Source organism: Kribbella sp. NPDC104218 (assembly GCF_055584105.1).
Genome location: NZ_JBVJMQ010000001.1, coordinates 1,205,921 through 1,224,287, shown reverse-complemented (window position 1 = coordinate 1,224,287; position 18,367 = coordinate 1,205,921). Strand labels below are relative to the sequence as shown.

At 69.8% G+C, this 18,367-nt stretch carries 16 protein-coding genes; 3 read left to right on the top strand and 13 right to left on the bottom strand.

Going from position 1 to position 18,367, the window contains the following annotated elements:
- Positions 1 to 7: 7 nt before the first annotated feature.
- Together ACZ6ZD_RS05765 and ACZ6ZD_RS05760 are read left to right on the top strand one after the other, a co-directional pair.
- Positions 8 to 643, top strand: coding sequence for a Pr6Pr family membrane protein (locus ACZ6ZD_RS05765; protein WP_465668717.1), 636 nt, complete (start codon positions 8 to 10; stop codon positions 641 to 643).
- A 10-nt stretch (positions 644 to 653) separates the two neighbouring features.
- The gene (locus ACZ6ZD_RS05760; protein WP_465668715.1) at positions 654 to 1,298 is read left to right on the top strand and encodes a class I SAM-dependent methyltransferase; all 645 of its coding nucleotides are present in this window, start codon (positions 654 to 656) and stop codon (positions 1,296 to 1,298) included.
- A gap of 71 nt (positions 1,299 to 1,369) precedes the next feature.
- On the opposite strand, the gene ACZ6ZD_RS05755 is transcribed toward ACZ6ZD_RS05760, so the two are convergent.
- On the bottom strand, positions 1,370 to 1,960 hold the full coding sequence (locus ACZ6ZD_RS05755) for a transglycosylase family protein (protein ID WP_465668713.1): 591 nt from the start codon (positions 1,958 to 1,960) through the stop codon (positions 1,370 to 1,372).
- A gap of 475 nt (positions 1,961 to 2,435) precedes the next feature.
- On the opposite strand from ACZ6ZD_RS05755, the gene ACZ6ZD_RS05750 reads away from it, so the two are divergent.
- Positions 2,436 to 3,035 carry a response regulator transcription factor gene (locus ACZ6ZD_RS05750; protein ID WP_465668711.1) on the top strand — a complete coding sequence of 200 codons (600 nt, stop codon included), beginning with the start codon at positions 2,436 to 2,438 and terminating at the stop codon, positions 3,033 to 3,035.
- An 84-nt stretch (positions 3,036 to 3,119) separates the two neighbouring features.
- Here the strand turns inward: ACZ6ZD_RS05750 and ACZ6ZD_RS05745 are convergent, their stop codons facing one another.
- The 12 genes from ACZ6ZD_RS05745 to ACZ6ZD_RS05690 form a co-directional block, all read right to left on the bottom strand.
- On the bottom strand, positions 3,120 to 4,904 hold the full coding sequence (locus ACZ6ZD_RS05745) for an ATP-binding cassette domain-containing protein (RefSeq protein WP_465668709.1): 1,785 nt from the start codon (positions 4,902 to 4,904) through the stop codon (positions 3,120 to 3,122).
- Between the two features lie 61 nt (positions 4,905 to 4,965).
- Positions 4,966 to 6,618, bottom strand: a complete 1,653-nt coding sequence (locus ACZ6ZD_RS05740; RefSeq protein ID WP_465668707.1) for an ABC transporter ATP-binding protein — start codon at positions 6,616 to 6,618, stop codon at positions 4,966 to 4,968.
- Positions 6,615 to 8,558 carry a prolyl oligopeptidase family serine peptidase gene (locus ACZ6ZD_RS05735; RefSeq protein WP_465668705.1) on the bottom strand — a complete coding sequence of 648 codons (1,944 nt, stop codon included), beginning with the start codon at positions 8,556 to 8,558 and terminating at the stop codon, positions 6,615 to 6,617. Before ACZ6ZD_RS05735 ends, ACZ6ZD_RS05740 begins: the two co-directional genes overlap by 4 nt.
- Positions 8,559 to 8,651: 93 nt before the next feature.
- Complete coding sequence (locus ACZ6ZD_RS05730; RefSeq protein ID WP_171673791.1) at positions 8,652 to 8,786, bottom strand: SapB/AmfS family lanthipeptide; 135 nt, start codon at positions 8,784 to 8,786, stop codon at positions 8,652 to 8,654.
- Between the two features lie 3 nt (positions 8,787 to 8,789).
- Entirely contained in the window at positions 8,790 to 11,375 is a 2,586-nt protein-coding gene (gene lanKC / locus ACZ6ZD_RS05725) for a class III lanthionine synthetase LanKC (RefSeq protein WP_465668703.1), read from the bottom strand.
- A 254-nt stretch (positions 11,376 to 11,629) separates the two neighbouring features.
- Positions 11,630 to 12,664: a hypothetical protein gene (locus tag ACZ6ZD_RS05720; protein ID WP_465668701.1), complete on the bottom strand. Its 1,035-nt coding sequence runs from the start codon at positions 12,662 to 12,664 to the stop codon at positions 11,630 to 11,632.
- 86 nt (positions 12,665 to 12,750) lie between these two features.
- Positions 12,751 to 14,745, bottom strand: coding sequence for an NAD-dependent DNA ligase LigA (gene ligA, locus ACZ6ZD_RS05715; protein WP_465668699.1), 1,995 nt, complete (start codon positions 14,743 to 14,745; stop codon positions 12,751 to 12,753).
- Positions 14,746 to 14,781: 36 nt separating this feature from the next.
- Positions 14,782 to 15,279 carry a hypothetical protein gene (locus ACZ6ZD_RS05710; protein WP_465668697.1) on the bottom strand — a complete coding sequence of 166 codons (498 nt, stop codon included), beginning with the start codon at positions 15,277 to 15,279 and terminating at the stop codon, positions 14,782 to 14,784.
- A gap of 57 nt (positions 15,280 to 15,336) precedes the next feature.
- Positions 15,337 to 16,398, bottom strand: a complete 1,062-nt coding sequence (locus tag ACZ6ZD_RS05705; protein WP_465668695.1) for an ABC transporter ATP-binding protein — start codon at positions 16,396 to 16,398, stop codon at positions 15,337 to 15,339.
- A complete protein-coding gene (modB, locus tag ACZ6ZD_RS05700) occupies positions 16,395 to 17,159 on the bottom strand; it encodes a molybdate ABC transporter permease subunit (protein ID WP_465668693.1) in 765 nt (254 codons plus the stop codon). Before modB ends, ACZ6ZD_RS05705 begins: the two co-directional genes overlap by 4 nt.
- Before the next feature lie 38 nt (positions 17,160 to 17,197).
- Positions 17,198 to 17,971 (bottom strand): molybdate ABC transporter substrate-binding protein, encoded by a 774-nt coding sequence (gene modA / locus ACZ6ZD_RS05695; protein WP_465668691.1) that lies wholly within the window; start codon positions 17,969 to 17,971, stop codon positions 17,198 to 17,200.
- Positions 17,971 to 18,366 (bottom strand): TOBE domain-containing protein, encoded by a 396-nt coding sequence (locus tag ACZ6ZD_RS05690; RefSeq protein ID WP_465668689.1) that lies wholly within the window; start codon positions 18,364 to 18,366, stop codon positions 17,971 to 17,973. Before ACZ6ZD_RS05690 ends, modA begins: the two co-directional genes overlap by 1 nt.
- Position 18,367 lies beyond the last annotated feature (1 nt).

The following is an 18,367-nucleotide window of genomic DNA, read 5'->3' as shown; positions in this document are numbered from 1 at the left end:
TGCGACCATGACGACGATCGGGCGGGGCTGGGCCTGGGGTACGGCGGTGGCGGTCGCGGCCGGGATCGTCATCCAGCTCTTCGTCACGGCGAACGGGACCGGCGGCTTCTTCCCGGCCAATCCGGACCGGGTGCTGAATGTCTTTGCCTACTTCACGATTCAATCGAATCTGCTGCTCGGGGCGACGGCGCTACTACTCGCGCTCCGCCCGGATCGACCACAGGGCACGCTGTTCCGCACCTTGCGGCTGAACGGCGTCCTCTGTATCGCCGTCACCGGAATCGTCTACCACGCGGTGCTCGCCGGGCTGGACGATCCGGCCGGCTGGGCCTGGGTCGCGAACTTCCTGCTGCACACGATCGCGCCGCTGCTCGGCGTCCTCGGCTGGCTGCTGTTCGGGCCGCGCGGCGCCACGGACTGGCGGATCGTCCGGTGGTCGATCGTGTTTCCCCTGCTGTGGCTGGGATTCACGCTCGTCCGCGGCGCGTTCGTCGGCTTCTATCCGTATCCGTTCGTGGATGTGAGCGAGCACGGATATGGACAGGTTCTGCGGAACTGTCTGTTGGTCGCGGTACTGTTCCTGGCTCTGGCGGCCGGGGCTACCGCCCTGGATCGCCGGATCCGGACGACCGTCGAAAGGTAAGACCTTGCTGGTGACATCACGCTCGTACGCCGAGTACGAAGCGATGTTCGACCTGACCGCGTTACCCGGCTCCGTGCTGGACTGTTCGGCCGGCGGGTCGAGTTTCACCGCCGAGGCGGCTGCGCGCGGGGTCGACGTCGTCGCGCTGGACCCGGCGTACGAGCTGTCGATGGCCGAGCTGGTCGACACGGTCCGGCGCAGCCTGCCGGCCACGACCGGCATCATCGACGATCACGAGGCGAAGTTCGTCTGGAGCTGGTACGGGACGCCGGAGCGGCGCGACGAGCTGCGGCTCGAGGCCGCCGACCGCTTCCTGCAGGACATCGGCGAGACGCCGGAGCGGTACGTCGCGGGCAGCCTGCCGGAGCTGCCGTTCGAGGACGGGCGCTTCGAGCTGGTGCTCTGCTCGCATCTGCTGTTCACCTGGGCCGACAAGTTCGACCGGGACTGGCATCTGGCCGCGCTGCGGGAGCTGATTCGCGTCAGCAGCGCGGAGGTTCGGGTGTTCCCGCTCGTCGTCCAGGGCGCGGGGGAGCCGGTGCCGTTCCTGCCGGAGGTCCTCGACCAGCTCGACGGCGTCGGCTGGGAGATTCGCAAGGTGCCGTACGAGTTCCAGGTCGGGGCGGACGAGATGCTCGTCATCACCCGGAGTTGAGGGGCCTGGAGGCCTGAGGGGCCCGGCCGCGCGGCAGCGGGACGGTCCGCCGCCGCGCCGGCCGGGGTGGATCAGGGCAGGAAGCGGCCGCAGACCGGCCACGGCTGGTTGCCGCGCTGGGCGTACAGCTTCTTCGCGCGCATCAGCTGCTCGGCGGCCGAGGCCTTCGCCGGGCTGCCGCTGCCGCCGACACTGCGCCAGGTCTGCTTGTCGAACTGGAACAGGCCGAAGTACTTGCCGTTCGGGCTGACGGCCCGCGGGTTGCCGCTGGACTCGCAGTTGGCGACCTTGCGCCAGGCGGCGCTCATGCTCACGCTGCCGCCGTTGTTGGCCGCCGGGCGCTCCGCGGAGCGGTTGGTCCGCGTCTTGCGCTCGGTGGTGGCCTTGCGGACCTTCTTCGTCTCGACCTTCTTCGGGGTCACCCGCTTCGGAGCGGTGGCCGTCTTCACACCGTCGAGCTTGAGGGTCTGACCGATCAGAATGAGGTCGGGGTCCTTCAGGTTGTTCAGCTCGGCCAGCTGGTGCCAGTCGGCGCCGTTGGCCTGAGCGATTTCGGAGAGGGTGTCACCGGCTTTGACCTTGTAGTCGGCGGCGAAGGCCGCTCCGGTCGCGGCGACGGTGATCCCGGCGCCGAGACCGGCGACGGAGAGGGTCCGAACCACCCGGCGAGTACTTCGCCGGGGGCGCGCATGTCGGGCTTTGGACATCGGTAAGGCGCTCCTCGTGAGCTTGGGCATGGTGAAGCACACCAGCCCCCCAGGCAGGGGAGGGGGCACCCGGACCAGGTCACGAAATGAGATCCGGATGATCACGCCATGGTAACGGCGCGACGTGAGTCATCCTGTGCGAACGACGCCCGGAGCGCAAGGCCAGATCGGAATCTGCCCCGAATTTTTCTGCCCCTTGACGTACCGAAAGCTCAACAACAGAACGGTTTCCGGGGGATTTTCTGCTGAGAAACTGATCGGTTTATACGCGTGGATTCCGGTTCCGGAACCAGGTTGATCGGTATTCCCCGTGCCCTCGGCGGAGTTCGCTCGTTGAGGGAAACACGGGCACCGCCGTCCGGCAGCTGATACTGCCGTCGTGGCGGCGGCTGGCCGGCAGATGAGGCGACGGATGTGATGGGGGCATGCGGTGATCCGAGTGGCTCTCGGTCACCGCGGCACGATGGTGCGAGGCGCATTGGCCGCGGTGCTGGCAAGAGAGAACGACCTGGAGATGGTGGCCGAGCTGGACCGCTCGGAGGACGTCCTCCAGGTCGCCGGCCGACGGCCGCATGTCGTGCTGCTGGATGCCCAGCTGCCCGGCCGGATCCGGATCGAGGAGCTCTGCCGCAAACTCACCGGCCCGGGCGTCCTGGTCCTGATCGACCACGAGGCGATCGCGGCCACCAGCCTCGCCCTGGTCAAACAGGCGCCCCGGATCGGCCTGATCGCCACCGACTCGACCACCGACCAGCTGGTCCAAGCCGTCCGCGACGTCGCCAAGGGCCTCCCCGTGGTCGACGTCCGCCTAGCCGTCGCCGCCCTCAAAGCCGGTGACAACCCCCTCACCGACCGCGAATGCGAAGTCCTCCGCCAAGTCACCACCGGCGCCACCGCCCAAGAGATCGCCCGCACCCTCAGCCTCAGCGCCGGCACCGTCCGCAACTACCTCTCCCGCATCCTCACCAAAACCAACTCCCGCTCCCGCATCGAAGCCATCCGCAAATCCCAAGACGCCGGCTGGATCTAACCCCACGCGGTTCCCCGCAACCTGTCGGTGGATCCACCTGTCCCCGCGTCTGCCGCGGGCGGCCGGGGCGTTTGCTTGGTGTGGTTATTCACCGGCCGCGAGGTTGTGGTGAGGAGCCGTCGAGACGCTTCCAGCGGTCGAGGCGGTCGGCGGGGTGGTGGCGGGCGGCTGGGGGTGTGGAGCCGTGGAGGCTGGTGGGGTGGGGTGGGTGGGGGTCCAGTTGCCGTGGAGGTCTTGGTAGAGGGGGGAGGTTTGGAGGAGGTGGGGGTGGGTGCCTAGGGCGGCTTGGGTGCCGTCTAGGACGAGGATGCGGCGGGCGCGGAGGGCTGAGGTGATGCGGTGGGCGATGACGATGAGGGTGCCGCCGCGGCGGGCGAAGGCTTCTTCGGCTCGGCGCTCGGAGTCGGCGTCCAGGAAGCAGGTGGCTTCGTCTAGGACTACGAGGGGGGCGGGGGAGAGGTAGGCGCGGACTAGGGCGAGGAGTTGGCGTTCGCCGGCTGATAGGTCGGCGGGTTTGACGGTTGCCTCCAGGCCGCCTATGCGGACTATCAGCGCAGTTGCGCCGACTGCCTCGACTGCTGCGTCGACTTCGGTGGTGGTGGCGTCGGGGAGTAGGTAGACGAGGTTCTCGCGGACGGTTCCGGTGAAGACGTAGGCCTCTTGCGGGATCAGCACCCGAGTCTCCGCGAGACTCGACGTACTCAGCTCGGTCGGCGCGACGCCGCCCAGGGAGAGCCTGCCGCCGGTTGGCGTCAGCATCCCGCAGATCAGCGCGGCGAGCGTCGACTTACCGATCCCGCTCGGGCCGACGACGGCGAGGTGGTCGCCCTCGGGAATGCTCAGGTCGAGGTTGTCCAGCACCGGCTCGGCCTTCGGCCCGTACGCGAAGGTCAGCCCGTGCGCCTCGACCCGATGCCCGTGCGCGTTGTCGAGCGGCCGCTCCGGCTCACTCTGCTGAGTGCTGTCGAGGATCCGCCCCAGCGTGATGACGAAGCGCAGCCCGCTGTCGCCCAGCGCGCCCATCACCGTGCCGAGCGCCGGCTGCAGCCCGATCAGCACATAGGTCAACCCACCGAGCAGCGTGCCGGTGCTGACACCGCGCCCGATCAGCCACGGCCCGGCCGCAAGCAGGATCAGCAGCGGCAACCAGCCGCCGACGGCGAAGCACAGCGTCCGCAGCGCCCCGACCTTGGCCAGCGCACGCTCGGCCGCCGCATGCGCCTCGATCGGCTCGCCGACCAGCTGCTCGGCGTACTCCTCGGCGCCGGTCGCGGTGAGATCGCGGACGCCGCTGAACACCATCCCCGCCGACGCGGCGAGCTCCTCATCGGCCTGGAGTGATGCGCGCACCCGGTCCGCCGCCATCCCGAGGACGGCGAGCGAAAGCGCGAACCCGAGCAGGAACGGCGGTACGACGAACGCCGCGACCAGCGGCGCCAGCGACAACAACCCGGCCAGGACGCCGAACAGCGTGACGCCGAAGCTCCGAATCACCAGCACCAGCCCGGCGAACGTGTCCCGAACGATCTCGACCTGCCGGTTCAGCCGCGCGACAGCGCTGTCGTCCCCGCTGCGCAACGCGCCACCGACCACCCGGCGAACCAGATCGTCCCGGACGGGCTCGACCAGGTCGCCGAGCCGCCCGTACACCTGGCGAGCGCCTACCGCGCCGAACCCGGCCGCCGCGATCAGCCCGCCCAGCCAGCCGATGCCCTGCCAGAGCTGGCCGGCCAGGAAGCTGTCGGTCGCCTTCGCGACCGCGATGCCGTAGATCGCGGTCGGCAAGATCTCGGGCACCGACCAGACCGCCAGCTTGACCGTCGCCCGGCTCCGCAACGACTGCGCGCCGTACGTCAGCTCGCGCTTCATCCCGCCCACGCCCCAAGAGCCCGACGCGTGATGCGCCGGGCTCGCGGAAAGACGGGACAGGTCACCCGAAGACCTCCCGGTACGACGTGTTGTGCCACAGGTCCGCATGCGGCGCGACAGCCTGGACCTGGCCGCGGTCGAGCCAGACGACCAGATCGGCGCGAGCCGCGGTGGCGGGGCGATGCGTGACGATCAGGCGGGTGCGGTGGTGCCGGTCCTCGGTGAGCGTGCGGCCGATCTGACGCTCGGTCGCGGTGTCGAGGCTCGAGGTTGCGTCGTCCAGCACCAGCAGGCGATGCGCGGGCCAGGCTCGCGCCAGCCCGAGGCGCTGGCGCTCGCCACCAGACATCGGCGCCCGGCGCAGCGAGGTGAGATAACCGTCGGGCAGTCGGCTGACGAAATCGTGGGCGTGCGTGGCGCGGGCCGCGGCCAGCGTCCGGACCGGGCTGACGGCCTCGGGCGCGATCGCCTCGCCGATCGTCCGGCCGACCAGCTGCGGCCGCTCGAACGCGCAGCCGACCGCGCGCCGCAACGCATGCCGGCTGACGGCCTGCAGCGGTACGCCGTCCAGCGAGACATGACCCGTGGACGGATCGCGCAGGCGGGCGGCGACCGCCGCGAGCACGGACTTGCCGGCGCCGCTCGGCCCGACCACCGCGACGGTCAGCCCGCCGGGCAGGTCGAGGTTCACGTCATCGAGCAAAACGTTGCCATCAGCAACCACAGTGACATGGTCGAAGGTGAGCTGACCCGATCCGCCCGGCAGCGCCATCGAGCCGTGCGGGACGGTGTCGATCGCGAGCACCTCGGCAGCCCGCTGGACGCCGGCCTTCGCGCGGGCGATCTCACCGATCACACCGGTCAGCGTGCCGAGGCCGGCACCGAGGACGGCGTACTGCGACGCGGCGAACAGCTCACCCGCGGTGATCTTGCCCGCGACCAGCTGCACGCCGCCGACGGCCAGGACCGCGACCAGGACCAGCGGGCCGACCACGGCCGCCTGGGCACCGGAGCGGGCCAGGATGCGCCAGGTGACCACGCCGTGTTTGTGCAGCTCGGGGAGCAGACCGAGGATGCGACGCTCCTCGCGGGCGGTCGTCCCGGCGGCGGCGATCGTGCGAATACCGGTCAGCGACTCGGCCAGCCGAGAGGCGATCCGGCCCTGCGTCTCCTGGTAGGCGAGGCTGACGTCCGCCGTCCGTTTCGCGAAGGCGAGCAGGACCAGCATGACCAGGACGACGCCGCCGAAGAACGCGGCCGCGAGCCAGAGGTCGATCAGCGCCAACAGCACCAGGCTGCCCACCGGCGGCGCGATCGCGGCCAGCGCGGTGACCACGGCCGGACCGGCCTGAGCCGCGTCGTTCGCGTTAGCGGAGACCCGGGTGACCAGATCGCCGGTCTCGAAGCCGCGCGCGCCCTCGGGCCCGCCGTGCACAACCTGCCGGACCAGCCGGTGCCGCAGCCAGGCGGTCGTCGCGGCCACGCAGGCGGCGCCCGCGAAGGCGTCGATGATGCTGGCCACGATGCCGAGCCCGATCAGCGCCGCGGCGATGATCAGCCAACGGCTGTAGCCGGACCCCGCGACGATCGAGTCGACCGAGCGGCCGAGGATCGTCGGCAGCGCCAATGTGACCGCGCTGCCGATCAGCGCGTTGAGCCCGATCAGCGGCAGCCAGCCGCGTCCGTGTTTCGCAACCTCGCCGAAGGTGCTCATGAGACCAGGCCGGTCTCGGCGGCCAGGAAAGCCAGCATGTCGGCCGCGAGGCTGATGCCCTTGCCGGCCGCGCCGCTCCCATGGCCGGCATCCGGGTCGAGCCGGAGGACGACGGGACGCGGCCCGGCAGTCGCATGCTGCAGCGCGGCGCAGAACTTGCGCGCGTGCAGCGGATCGACCCGGGTGTCGTTGCCGAAGGCCGTCAGCAGCACCGCCGGATACTTCACCCCTTCGGCCACCCGGTGATACGGCGAGTAAGCCAGCAGCGTCTCGAACTGCGCGGGGTCGCCCGCCGAGCCGAACTCGGGCACCCAGCGCTCGCCCAGGCCGGACAGCTCGTAGCGAACCATGTCCGTCAGCGGCGCCGAGCAGACCGCGGCCGCGAACAGCTCGGGCCGCTGGGTCACCGCCGCCGCGACCAGTAGACCGCCGTTCGACTCACCGCACAGGGACAGCTGCTCGGACGTCGTCCAACCAGTGGCGATCAGCTCCTCGGCCGCGGCGATGAAGTCGTCGAAGACGCGCTGTTTGCGATCGAGGATGCCGGCGCGATGGGACTCCGCGCCACGCTCACCGCCGCCGCGGAGGGTCGCGGTGACGAAGATGCCGCCCGCTTCGACCCAGGCCAGCGCGAACGCGGAGTACGTCGGCGTCAGGGTCTGGCCGAAACCGCCGTACCCGTACAGGAGCGCGGGTCGCGGGCCCTGGTCGCCGGGCCTGCTGATCACGAGCAGCTCGACCTCGGCGCCGTCCGGGCTGGTGGCGACGAGCTGGTGCGACTCGGCTTCGGCGACGACGCCGGGCGCCTGCGACCAGAGCGACGTCCGGCCGGTGCTGTGGTCGTAGCAGTACACGGCGGCCGGGGTGACGCTGTCGGTGTAACTGAACCAGGCTTGGGACCCGCCGCTCGGCCGCGCGGTGAGCTCGCCGACCGAACCGACGCCGGGCAGCTCGACCGCGCCGAGGCGCGCGCCGGTGGCCAGGTCGTGGACGTCGATGCCCTGCAGCGTGCCGACGAGGAGGACGTCGCTCAGGATCGCGAGGCCGGTGAGCGGCGACTCCGGCGTGACGAGGTCTCGCCAGAGCAGTGGGTTGCCCGGATCGCCGACGCAGACGCGGCCGGTCGGGGCGTCCTTGGTGGTGACGACGTACAGGCGGCCGTCGGGGCCGACCGACATGATCGTCAGCGCGTCGATGCTCTGCTGGATCGGCCGCGGTGGTGCGCCGCTCTCGAGGTCCTGCAGCCAGAGGTCGTTCGCGGGGCCGCGCGCGGCGGAGATGGTCAGCCAGCGGCCGTCGGCGCTGAGCTCCAGCCCGTACGACGCCTCGGTCGCGAGGATCGTGACGTCGGCGGCGAGGTCGAGGTGGTAGCGGCGGACCTGCCGGAAACGCACGTAATAGAAGGATTTGCCGTCCGGGAGCCAGGCGACGGGTGAGTAGCGGCAGCCGTTGAGCGGCTCGCCGATCAGCTCACCGGAGTCGACGTCCAGAATGTGCAGGACGGACTCCTCGGAGCCGCCGCGGGAAAGCTGGTACGCGACCAGGGATCCGTCGGGGGAGGGCTGCCAGGCGTCCAGCGTAGTGCTGCCGGACGGGTCGATCGCCATCGGGTCGAGGATCGCGCGCTGGTCGGCGTACAGCACGGGATGCTGCCGGCCGGGCTCGCGGCGGAGCGTGAAACAGCGGTCGGCACGCCACGACGGGGCGGAGACGGTGCCGACGTTCGAGAGGGTCTTGACGCGCGTGCGGAAGCGGAATCGGCCGGGTAGGCCGGCCGCGTGGTTCAGCCAGAGCTCGTCCTGGGCCGCCAGCCACTGCCGGGTCGCGTCGGACTCGGCGTCTTCCAGGCTTCGGTAGGGATCCGCGACGCTGTGGCCGTGCACCTGCTCCACGAGCGGTAGCCGCTCGGCGCATGGATAGGACTGCACGGAATCGAACAACACATCTCCTTCGGTTGATCGGAGACAGGTTCGGCCCTGGGTGGGTATGCCGCCCACCCAGGGCCTTCGAGAACCTGGTTACCCAGGAATCGATCAGTGGCAGAGCAGAAGGCTCAGGTTGCTCGGGCGCTGCGAACCGCAGCCAAGCACGGTCAGCGTGGAGCCGCCGTGGTGGTGACCGCCGCCGTAACCCGGGGTCTCCAGACCCTGAAGGTCGAGAAGTGCCATTGTCTACACCTCCTTCGATGCGAATAGTCGGGATGTTGACTCGGACCACTGGGGAGGTCCGAGGAACGGGAGGGACACGGGCGCCGAGTGCAGCGCCGATCCCAGGGCCAGCAGGACGCCGGCCGATCCGGTCGACAGGTCCATCGACAGCCGGAGCAGCTGCTGACCGGGGAACGCGAGGCCGCCGGAGTACGGCATCGCGTGCCAGCCGAGGCCGTAGATCAGGTCGTCGACCGTCGCCTGCTCCGCGCCGACTGCCGCGGCGGTGAGGAGCAGACCGGAGCGACCCATGAACAGGCCGGGCTGGACGTAGAAAGAACAGTGGGTGACCCGCTCGAGCTGCGCGAGGATCGCGGCCAGCTCGTCACTCGGCCGATGGCGCAGGTACCGCTGGAGCGCCAGGGCGATGCCGGCCGAACCCTCTTCGAGATACGGCAGCGTCCGCCAGCCCTGGTTGACCTGGATCATGCCCTCGGGCGTCGGCGTACAGCGCCGCAGATCCTGCCGGATGGCGATCTCGGCCAGATCGAGCAGGCCGGTGTCGCCGAGCCGCTCGAAGGCTTCCAGGAAGAGCAGCGCCGGGCCGGAGGAGCCGTACATCAGCCCGGCCCGCGGGAACTGCCCGCCGCTGAGCTCCGGGACGTCGTCGATGTCGCCGAGCCGCTCGGCGACCAGGTCGAGGACCCGGACCGCCTGGGCCCGCAGGGCGGGCTCGGTGTCGAAGTGCAGCAGGCTGAGCCCGATCCCGGCCAGGCCGGAGTGCAGCCCGAGCTCGCGGGTGCTCCAGTCGTCGGCCAGCGTGCGGTCGACGAGGTCGAGCGCGTCCTGCCGGTAGCCGAGCTCGTCGAGCACGTGGGCGACACCGTGCAGGCCGTCGTACAGACCCGGCCCGGCCTCGGTGTCGAGGCTCTGCTTGCGCAGCCACGCGTCGTACTCCGGGAAGCGGCCCGCGCCGGTCTTGGCCAGCGCGTACAGGACGCCGGCCGCGCCGGTGGCGACGTTGATGCCACCGCCGGAGCGGAACTGCGCGATGTCGCCGGGGAACAGCCGATCGGTGCGCTCCGGCGTCGCCGAGGCGGTGATCGCCTTCGTCAGCGCGGCGCGGACGTCGCTCCACCCGGCCTTGCCGGGGAGGGCCAGATCGACCATCTCGGGATCGCTCGTGACATCCGGGCCGACGACCGTGCGCACGGCGGCGTCGATCGTCGCCCTCGGCACCGGGAAGGTCTCGGTGATCATGTCGGCGAGCTGGAACGCCTTACCAGGATGGAAGTTCAGCAGGATGGTCGTCTGCGGCGCGTAGACGCCGAGGGTGATACACGCCAGCGCGTAGCGGTCGACGTCGACACCCTGGCGGTCCGCCGGAGCGGCGTACCCGGGATGGGCGAGCGTGGAGCGCGCCTTGTCCTTCGCGAGGGTGGCGACCTCGAAGTCGATCAGGACCATCCGGCCGTTCGCGTCCAGGAGCACGTTGTCCGGGTGCAGGTCGCAGAAGACGACGCCCCGGTCGTGCAGCTGGCCGACGGCCTGGGTGACCTGCTCGACGGCCTGCGTCGCCCACTCGGCGAACGCGGCCCGGTCGGCCTCGGTCGCGTCGGGGCGGCTGAGCGGGTAGCGGCTGACCAGCTCGCGCTGCAGCGACACCGAGTCGATGTGCTCCTGGACGAGGAAGTGGTGCTCGCCGAGCTCGAGGTGCTCGTAGGTCTTCGGGACAACGTCGAGGCCCTGCAGGCGCTCGAGAATCTCGTGCTCGTGGGCGATCCGGGCGACGGCGTCCCGGCCGGAGATGTCCAGCCCCGCATGCGGCCGGCCCTCCTTGAGGACGACGCGGTCACCCGTCTCGTTGTGGTGGCCGAGGTAGACCCCGCCGCCGTTGGAGAACTGGATGACGCTCTCGATCGAGTACGCCAGCTCGTTGGTGGTGACGGCGTTCCGCGCCTCCAGATGCGGCTGCAGGAACGGCGGCAGCGCCACCCACGGCGGCATGCTGAACGTCGGGCCGCGATGGTCCGGTACGAGCTGACCGCGGTCGTCCTCCAGCGCGAGCACCCGCTCACCGGTCGGCGACAGGCAGAACCGGCTGACGAAGGCGCCGTACCGGACGAAGAGCGCGCCCTCGCCGTAGCGCAGGTCGCTCAGGATGTACGGCCCGCGGACGCCGTCCAGCAGGTCGTCGAGCTCCTTGAGCACGAGCTCCAGCTGGGCCTCGTCGGCCGGGTAGATGGTGACCAGCTTGCCGCTGGAACCGCGCGGGGCGGCCTTGGAGTTGGCCATCACCAGGACGGCCTCGTTGCGGAGGAACTTGAACGCGATCCCGCGCGGGACGCAGTACGCCCACACGGTCTCCAGCGTCCGCTCGACATCCGCCAGGCGGGCCGACACGTGGATCTTCCAGCCCTGCTGCGGCAGCTGCAGACCCTCCGGCGCGTAGTGCATCCAGGTCTCGCCGGGGGCGTGCTGCCAGCCGGCCGGCACCGGCCGGGTGGCGGGCTCGAAGTCCGGGTGTTCGGCGCCACGGTTGGTCGGAGTCTCGTAGAAAGTCCGATCTGCCAGGCAGTAAAACTCGTAACTCTGCGCTTCGTCACGCATAACTGTTCGACCCCCCTTCCGTGGTTGCCCCGGAACATCTTGGGCGCCGCGGGAGAGGGTGGCGTAGTGCACGATGTCATCACTCTGGTGTGAAGAATCCACATACTACGAGTGGGTAAGTAAACACTCTTCGTTACGTTTTCGAGCGTTCCGAGCGCGAAATCGGCTGAGACATGATGTCAATCCGTCGCAGTGCCGTCACAAGCCGTAACTTCGCCTGACCTGCCTCGTAGCAGTGGATTCAACCGTTTGGATCAGCGCATCGCGTCGGTGCAACCGTGCCAGCGCACGGCCCGTTCGGCGCCAAATCCGCCAGTGGTGCCGGCGGCTTGCGGGCCGTGCGCGCGGGTCCGGTCCATCAGCGTCGCGATCCGGGTGCGCTGCGGGAACGTCCAGCGCTTCGTCCCGTCGAAGGCGACCACCAGGTCGGTGCCGTCCTCGGCGATCGCGACGGCGTCCCCGCTGCTGTTGATCGCGCCCGTGGCGCTGGACAGTGAATGGAACCGCTCGCGCAGGTCGTCCCAGACCAGACCGCCGAAGTCGCCGGTCTCGATGGACCGTTGGTTGCCGCCGGTGTAGCTGCCGCGGATCTCGACGAGTTGGCTGAGGTTCTTGTTCTGGCCGTAGACGTACTCGCCCTGCTGGCTCCAGTCCGTCCAGCGGACGCCGGTGTCGTAGGGGAAGCCGTCGATGACGATCTTGGTCGACCCGATGGCCACACCGGCGTCGTTGATGTCGGTGACGAACGACGGCTCGTCGTCCGGTGTGTACAGCACCCGCGCCGGGCCATCGGCCGGCCAGACCAGCGACGCCAGTGCGTCCGTCACTGTGCTCATACCGGCTCCGACGACGTCGCCCCGGTTGTTGATGGCCGTCGGGCTGGTCGTACCGCCCATGTAGTCCGGCTGGACCAGCTCTTTGTAGACGCCGTTGGCGAACACCCACGGCAGCGTCGTACCGTCCTTGGCCAGGCTCACTCCGAGCACTGTGCCGCTGCTGTTCACATCCACGACGCTTGCGTCCGACCCCGGTGCGTCTTCGAGCAGCCGGGCGACGCCGTCCGTCCAGAGCACCGGCCAGGTGTCCTCGTCCGAGAGCACGCGGCCGACGATGTACCGGCCGGTGTCGTCGGCCTTCGTCACATCGGTCCGGCTACCGGTTGGCATCCCTGGTGGGAACGGCAACACGGTGGCCACGCAGTCCGCCGTCGGTTTGGCGGTTGCCTGCACTGGAACGCCCAGCGCGGTCGCTGCGAGCCCGAATGCGATCAGTACTGCTGTCTTGCGCACAAATCCACCTCGATCAGTTTCGACAGTGCGTCGAGCCTGATCGTTCGCCGTCCGGGCAGCAATCTCTTCGATCCAGGCATGAAGCCCTAGGGAGTGACCCCCGCGGCGAGTAGCTGGGACCAGATCTCCGACTGGTCCACCACGGCGACCTCCAGCTTCTCGGCCTTGGTGATCTTCGCGGCGCCGACGTCCGCGCCGGTGATCAGCATGTCGGTACTGGCGGAGACGGACGACGCGATCGTCGCGCCGCCCTTCTCGCAGAGCCGTTGGAAGACCGGACGGGCGACCTTCTCACCGGTCCGCGGGTCGCTGATGGAGCCGGTGACGACGACCGTCTTGCCGGCCAGTGGCGCGCCTGCTGCGACGACCGGCGGCAGGTCCTCCTCGCGGACGTCGAGGGAGACGCCTGCCGCGCGCAGCCGCTCCAGCTCGGGCGTGAGGCGGGTGAGGTGCTCGATCAGGGAGGTGGCCACCTTGGGACCGATGTCGTCGACTGCGACGACGCCGTCCACACCTGACTCGAGGACGGCCTCCAGCGACGCGAAGCCGGCCCGGCAGAGCCGGCTGGCAGTGCCTTCGGAGGCCATCGGGATCGCGAGCCCGATCAGCGCCCGGCGGAGCCCGACCTGGCGGCTGGTGTCGATCGACTCGATCATCCGGGTCGCGGAGACCTCGCCGATCCGGTCGAACTCGAGCAGCCGCTCCTTGGTCAGGCCGTAGAAGTCCGACGGGTGCTCGAGGATGCCGGCCTCCGCCAGCCGCTCGATCCAGACTCCGCCGACGGCGTCGATATCCGCCGCGGCCCGGGAGGCCCAGTGGATCAGCCGGCGGACCGTCTGCGCCGGGCAGGCGACGTTGGTGCAGAACAGCTCCCGGCTGTTGCCCTGCTCGGTCAGCGGCTCGCTGCAGGACGGGCAGTGCGTCGGCGGGACGATGTCGCGCTCTTCGCCGGTACGCCGTGACGCGTCGAGCACTCCGGCGACGAACGGGATCACATCGCCGGCCCGGCGGACCAGAACGGTGTCACCGATCTTGACGTCGCGAGCCCGGATCACCTCTTGGTTGGACAGCGTGGCGCGGGTGACCGTCGTACCGCCGACGAACACCGGCTCCAGCCAGGCGACCGGAGCGATCTTGCCGGTTTTGCCGACGTCCCAGACGACGTCCGCGAGAATCGTGGTCTTCTCCTCGGCGGCGAACTTGAACGCCAGGGCGCCGCGGGGCGAGTTGGAACGGGTGCCGGCGGCGGCGAACGCGTCGCGGTCCGCGAGCCGGAGGACGGCGCCGTCGAGGTCGTAGTCGAGGTCGTTGCGCTGCTGCTCGATCGCTGTGATGACCTCTTGGGCCGCTGCGGCGTCGTCGCAGTGCCGCATGTCCGCTGCGGTGAAGCCGAGCGTCTGCAGGCCCTGCTCCAGGTCGGCCTCGGTGCTGTCCGGGTCGGTCTGCAGATCGAACGCCAGGAACTGCAGCCGGCGCTCGGCGACCGTGGCCGGGTCTTTGGCACGCAGTGTGCCCGCTGCGGCGTTGCGCGGGTTGATCAGCGGCTTGTCCGGGTGGGCAGCGTTGTAGGCGGCGAAAGTCGAGCGCAGCATGACTGCCTCACCGCGGACCTCCACCCGGCCCGGAGCGTCGAGCTTCTGCGGGACGCCGTCCGCCAGCGCGCGCACCAGCGGCGTGACGTCGTCACCCGTCGTTCCGTCGCCGCGGGTGATCGCTCGCGCGAAGCGGCCGTCCTCGTAGACCAGCGCCAGCGACAGGCCGTCCAGCTTCGGCATCACCACGACCGGCTGGCCCGGGAACCGTGCGAAGAACGCCTCCACCTGCTCGGGCTTGGTGGCCTTCTCCAGCGACAGCATCGGCCTGGAGTGCCGGATCGGCGCGTGCAGCACCGTCGGCGCGCCGACCTGGTCCAGCGGGTTCGGCACTGGGGTCAGCTCCGGATGCGCAGCGATCAGCGCACGCAGCTCGTCCTCGACGGCGTCGTACTCCGCGTCCGCCACGACCGGCTCACCCCGGTAGTAGGAGTCGCGCCACTCGACGATCCGCCCCGCCAGCTCTTGAATCCGCTCCCCATCATCCACAAGCAGACGCTACCGCCCGTAGGGGACATTTCCGGGCTAGGAGCACCTCGGCCGCAGATTCAGCGTGGTGTTGGTTTCCAGCTGATACGAACGGTGACCGACGGTGTACTCGACGCGCAGCGACTTGAGACTTGCCTGGGTGACGGTCTGGTCGCGGACGAGGTGCACCACCAGGTTCATCTCGCTCTTCGGCGGCACGCTGTACCCGACGGCCGGCTGCTGGGCGCCCCAACCGGCCGCCTGTTTCGGCGGCCAGCTGCTCGTCACTCCGACCAGAGTCTGGTCCTGGATCGGCAGGACGACCGCATCGGCCAGTTTGAGGCCGATGGCCTCGACCGTGGTGACCTTCTTGATCACCATCGCGTCCTTGCCGGTGTTGGTGATGATGTCGTTGCCAAGCGTCGCGTCGACGTTCTTCGCCGCTTGTGGCTGGCAGACCGTCATGTGGCCGTCGCCGACCTGCAGTGGACCGTCGCCCCATGAGCAGGCGGTCACACAGCAGACCGCCAGCACAATCGCCCCCGTCGTCTTCACAGATGCATCCAGCCATATACAGAGGGTCACCGGCAAGCGGCTTGCCGGTTGCTGCAATCAGGTGGGGTAGCTGGTGACCTCGGTGGCTTTGAGCGTGGCGTGCAGAACCTGGCCGGGCGTCGGGTGCAGGTCGGCCAGGGCAGCGGGGGTGATGTCGGCCAGGAGCGTTGCGGGGCCGACAGGTGCGGCGTCCAGGGTCAGCCGGACGGTGTGCGCGTGCTGCTCGATTCCGGTCACGGTGGCGGGCCAGGTGTTGCGTGGGCTGCCGGACGGCGGCTCTGGGTAGAGGCTGACCGCAGTGGGCGGGAAGGCGACGTGGACCGGGCCGTCGGCGGGTTCGGCCAGGGTGATGCGACCGCCGTCGCTGAGTAAGACGCTGGTGCCGGTTGCGGTGCCGCGGTACAGGTTGAGGCCGACGAGCTGCGCGACGTACTCGGTGCGGGGCCGGCGGGCGATCTCGGCGGGCGTCCCGTCCTGAACGATGCGACCGGCCTCGATGATGACCAGACGGTCGGCGAGCACCATGGCGTCGAGCGGGTCGTGGGTGACGAGCAGGGTGCGGCCTGCGAACCGCTGGAGGTGCTGTCCGAGCTCGGCGCGCACGTGGAGCGTCGTACTGGCGTCAAGAGCGGCGAGTGGTTCGTCGAGGAGTAGTACGTCGGGGCTGGTCGCGAGAGCCCGTGCCAGCGCGACGCGCTGGGCCTGTCCGCCGGAGAGCGAGCGTGGACGACGGCGTCCGTACTCGGCAAGGCCGACAGTCTCGAGCCAGCGGGCGGCTTCGGTGCGGGCCACCTGTTTGTCGACGCCGCGCGCCCGGAGCCCGAACGCGACGTTCTCCAGACAGGAGAGGTGGTCGAAGAGCAGGTAGTCCTGGAAGACGACGCCGATCGGGCGCCGGTCCGGCGTCCGGAAGGTTCTCGGCGGTACGTCCCACTGGTCATCGCCGAGGGCGATGCTGCCGGTGCTGAGCGGGAGCAGACCGGCGATGGCACGCAGCGCAGTGGTTTTGCCGGCGCCGTTGGGGCCGAGCAGCGCGACCACCTCGCCGGGAGCGATCGTGAGATCGATGTCGAGGTCGAATGCGCCTCGGGTCACTTTGAGGTCGGCGTACAGAGTCATCGCAGCCCACTCAGCCAGCGCTCGCGCAGCGACGCCAGGACGACGACGGAGACCAGCAGCAGCACGATGCTCAGGACCACGGCGACATCCGGGTCGGTCTCCAGCGCCAGGTAGACGGCGAGCGGCATGGTCGTCGTACGGCCGGGGAAGTTGCCGGCGAAGGTGATGGTCGCGCCGAACTCGCCCAATGCCCGGGCCCAGCACAGTACGGCGCCTGCCACCACGCCGGGCGCGATCGACGGCAGAGTCACGCGCCGGAAGGTCAGCCAGCGGCTGGCGCCGAGTGTTGCGGCCGCCTCCTCGAAGCGCGGGTCTGCGGCTCGTAGTGCGCCCTCTACAGAGATGACTAGGAAGGGCATCGCGACAAACGCTTCCGCGACGATGACTCCGGCTGTTGTGAACGGTAGTGAGATGCCGAACCAGGCATCGAGGTGCTGGCCGATCAGGCCGCGCCGACCGAGTACTAGGAGAAGCGCAACGCCTCCTACTACTGGTGGCAGCACCAACGGAACCGTCACGAGCGCTCTGAGCAGTCCTCTGCCGGGAAGGTTGCCTCTGGCCAGTAGCCAGGCCAGAGGGATGCCCAGCAGTAGGCAAATGAGCGTGGCGGCGGTTGCGCAGACCAGCGAGAGCCTGAGCGCCGTCCAGACGTCTGCGCTGAACAGCCGGCTCGGCAGTGTGGACCAGGGTGCCTTGGCCAGCAGACCGATCAGAGGAACAAGCAGAAAGGCCAGACCGAGGAGGGCAGGCAGCAGGAGCACCAGAGGCAGTCGCCCGGTGGTACTCCTGCTCCGGCGACTCACGGTGCGGCGAAACCTGCGGCAGTGAGGACGGCCTTGCCCTTGTCGGACAGGACGTATTCGACGAAGGCCTTCGCGCCGGCCGCGTTGGACCCCTTGGTCAGCGTGGCGATCGGGTACTCGTTGATCGCCTTGTCCGCCTCCGGGAACTCGATGCCGTCCACCTTGTCCTTCGCGGCGAGGACGTCGGTCTTGTAGACCAGAGCGGCGTCGACCTCACCGAGGCTGACCTTGGTCAGCGCGGCCTTCACGTCCTGCTCCAGGCTGTCCGGCTGCGGGGTGAGGCCGACGGCCTTGAACACCTTCTCGGCCGCGGCGCCGCACGGCACCTGGGCCGCGCAGAGCGCGATCTTCTTGCTCTGGTCGGTGAAATCCTTCAGGCCGGCGATCTTGCCCGGGTTGCCCTTCGGTACGGCGATCTCCAGCGTGTTCTGCGCGAAGGTGGTCGGGGTGCCCTTGTCGGTCACCTGATCCATGTTCTTCGGCGCTGCGGAGGCGAACACGTCGGCCGGGGCGCCCTGGTTGATCTGCTGGGCGAGCGCCGAGCTGCCGGCGAAGTTGAAGACGACCTTGGTGCCCGGGTTCGCCGCCTCGAAGTCCTTACCCAGCTGGGTGAACGAGCCGGTCAGCGACGCCGCCGCGAAGACGGTGACCGTCCCGCTGACGGTCGACGGACTCGGGCTGTCGGAAGCGGCCGGCTGGTCGTTCCCGCAGCTGACGAGGGTCAGCGCGGCGACGGCGGTCAGCGCGGCGAGCGCGGTACGGCGGAACATCAGGCCTCCGGGATTTCGACGACGACATGGGTGGACTTGATCGAGGCGACCGCGACGACGCCCGGCTCCAGGCCGAGCTCGTCGGCGGCCTCGCGGCTCATCAGTGACACGACCCGGAACGGGCCGGCCTGCATCTCGACCTGCGCCATCACGCCGTCCTTGACGACGCGGGTGACGATCCCGCGCATCCGGTTCCGCGCCGAGGCCGCGGTCGTGTTCCCCGGCTCGGGCGACTCCGCCAGCTGCTGGGCGAGGGTGGCCAGCGCACGCCCCTCGACCGCCATCCGGCCGCCGTCCTGGACGGCGTCCAACCGGCCCTGATCGATCCAGCGCCGGACGGTGTCATCGCTGACGCCGAGGAGCGCCGCCGCCTCATTGATCCGCAAATTCGGCACG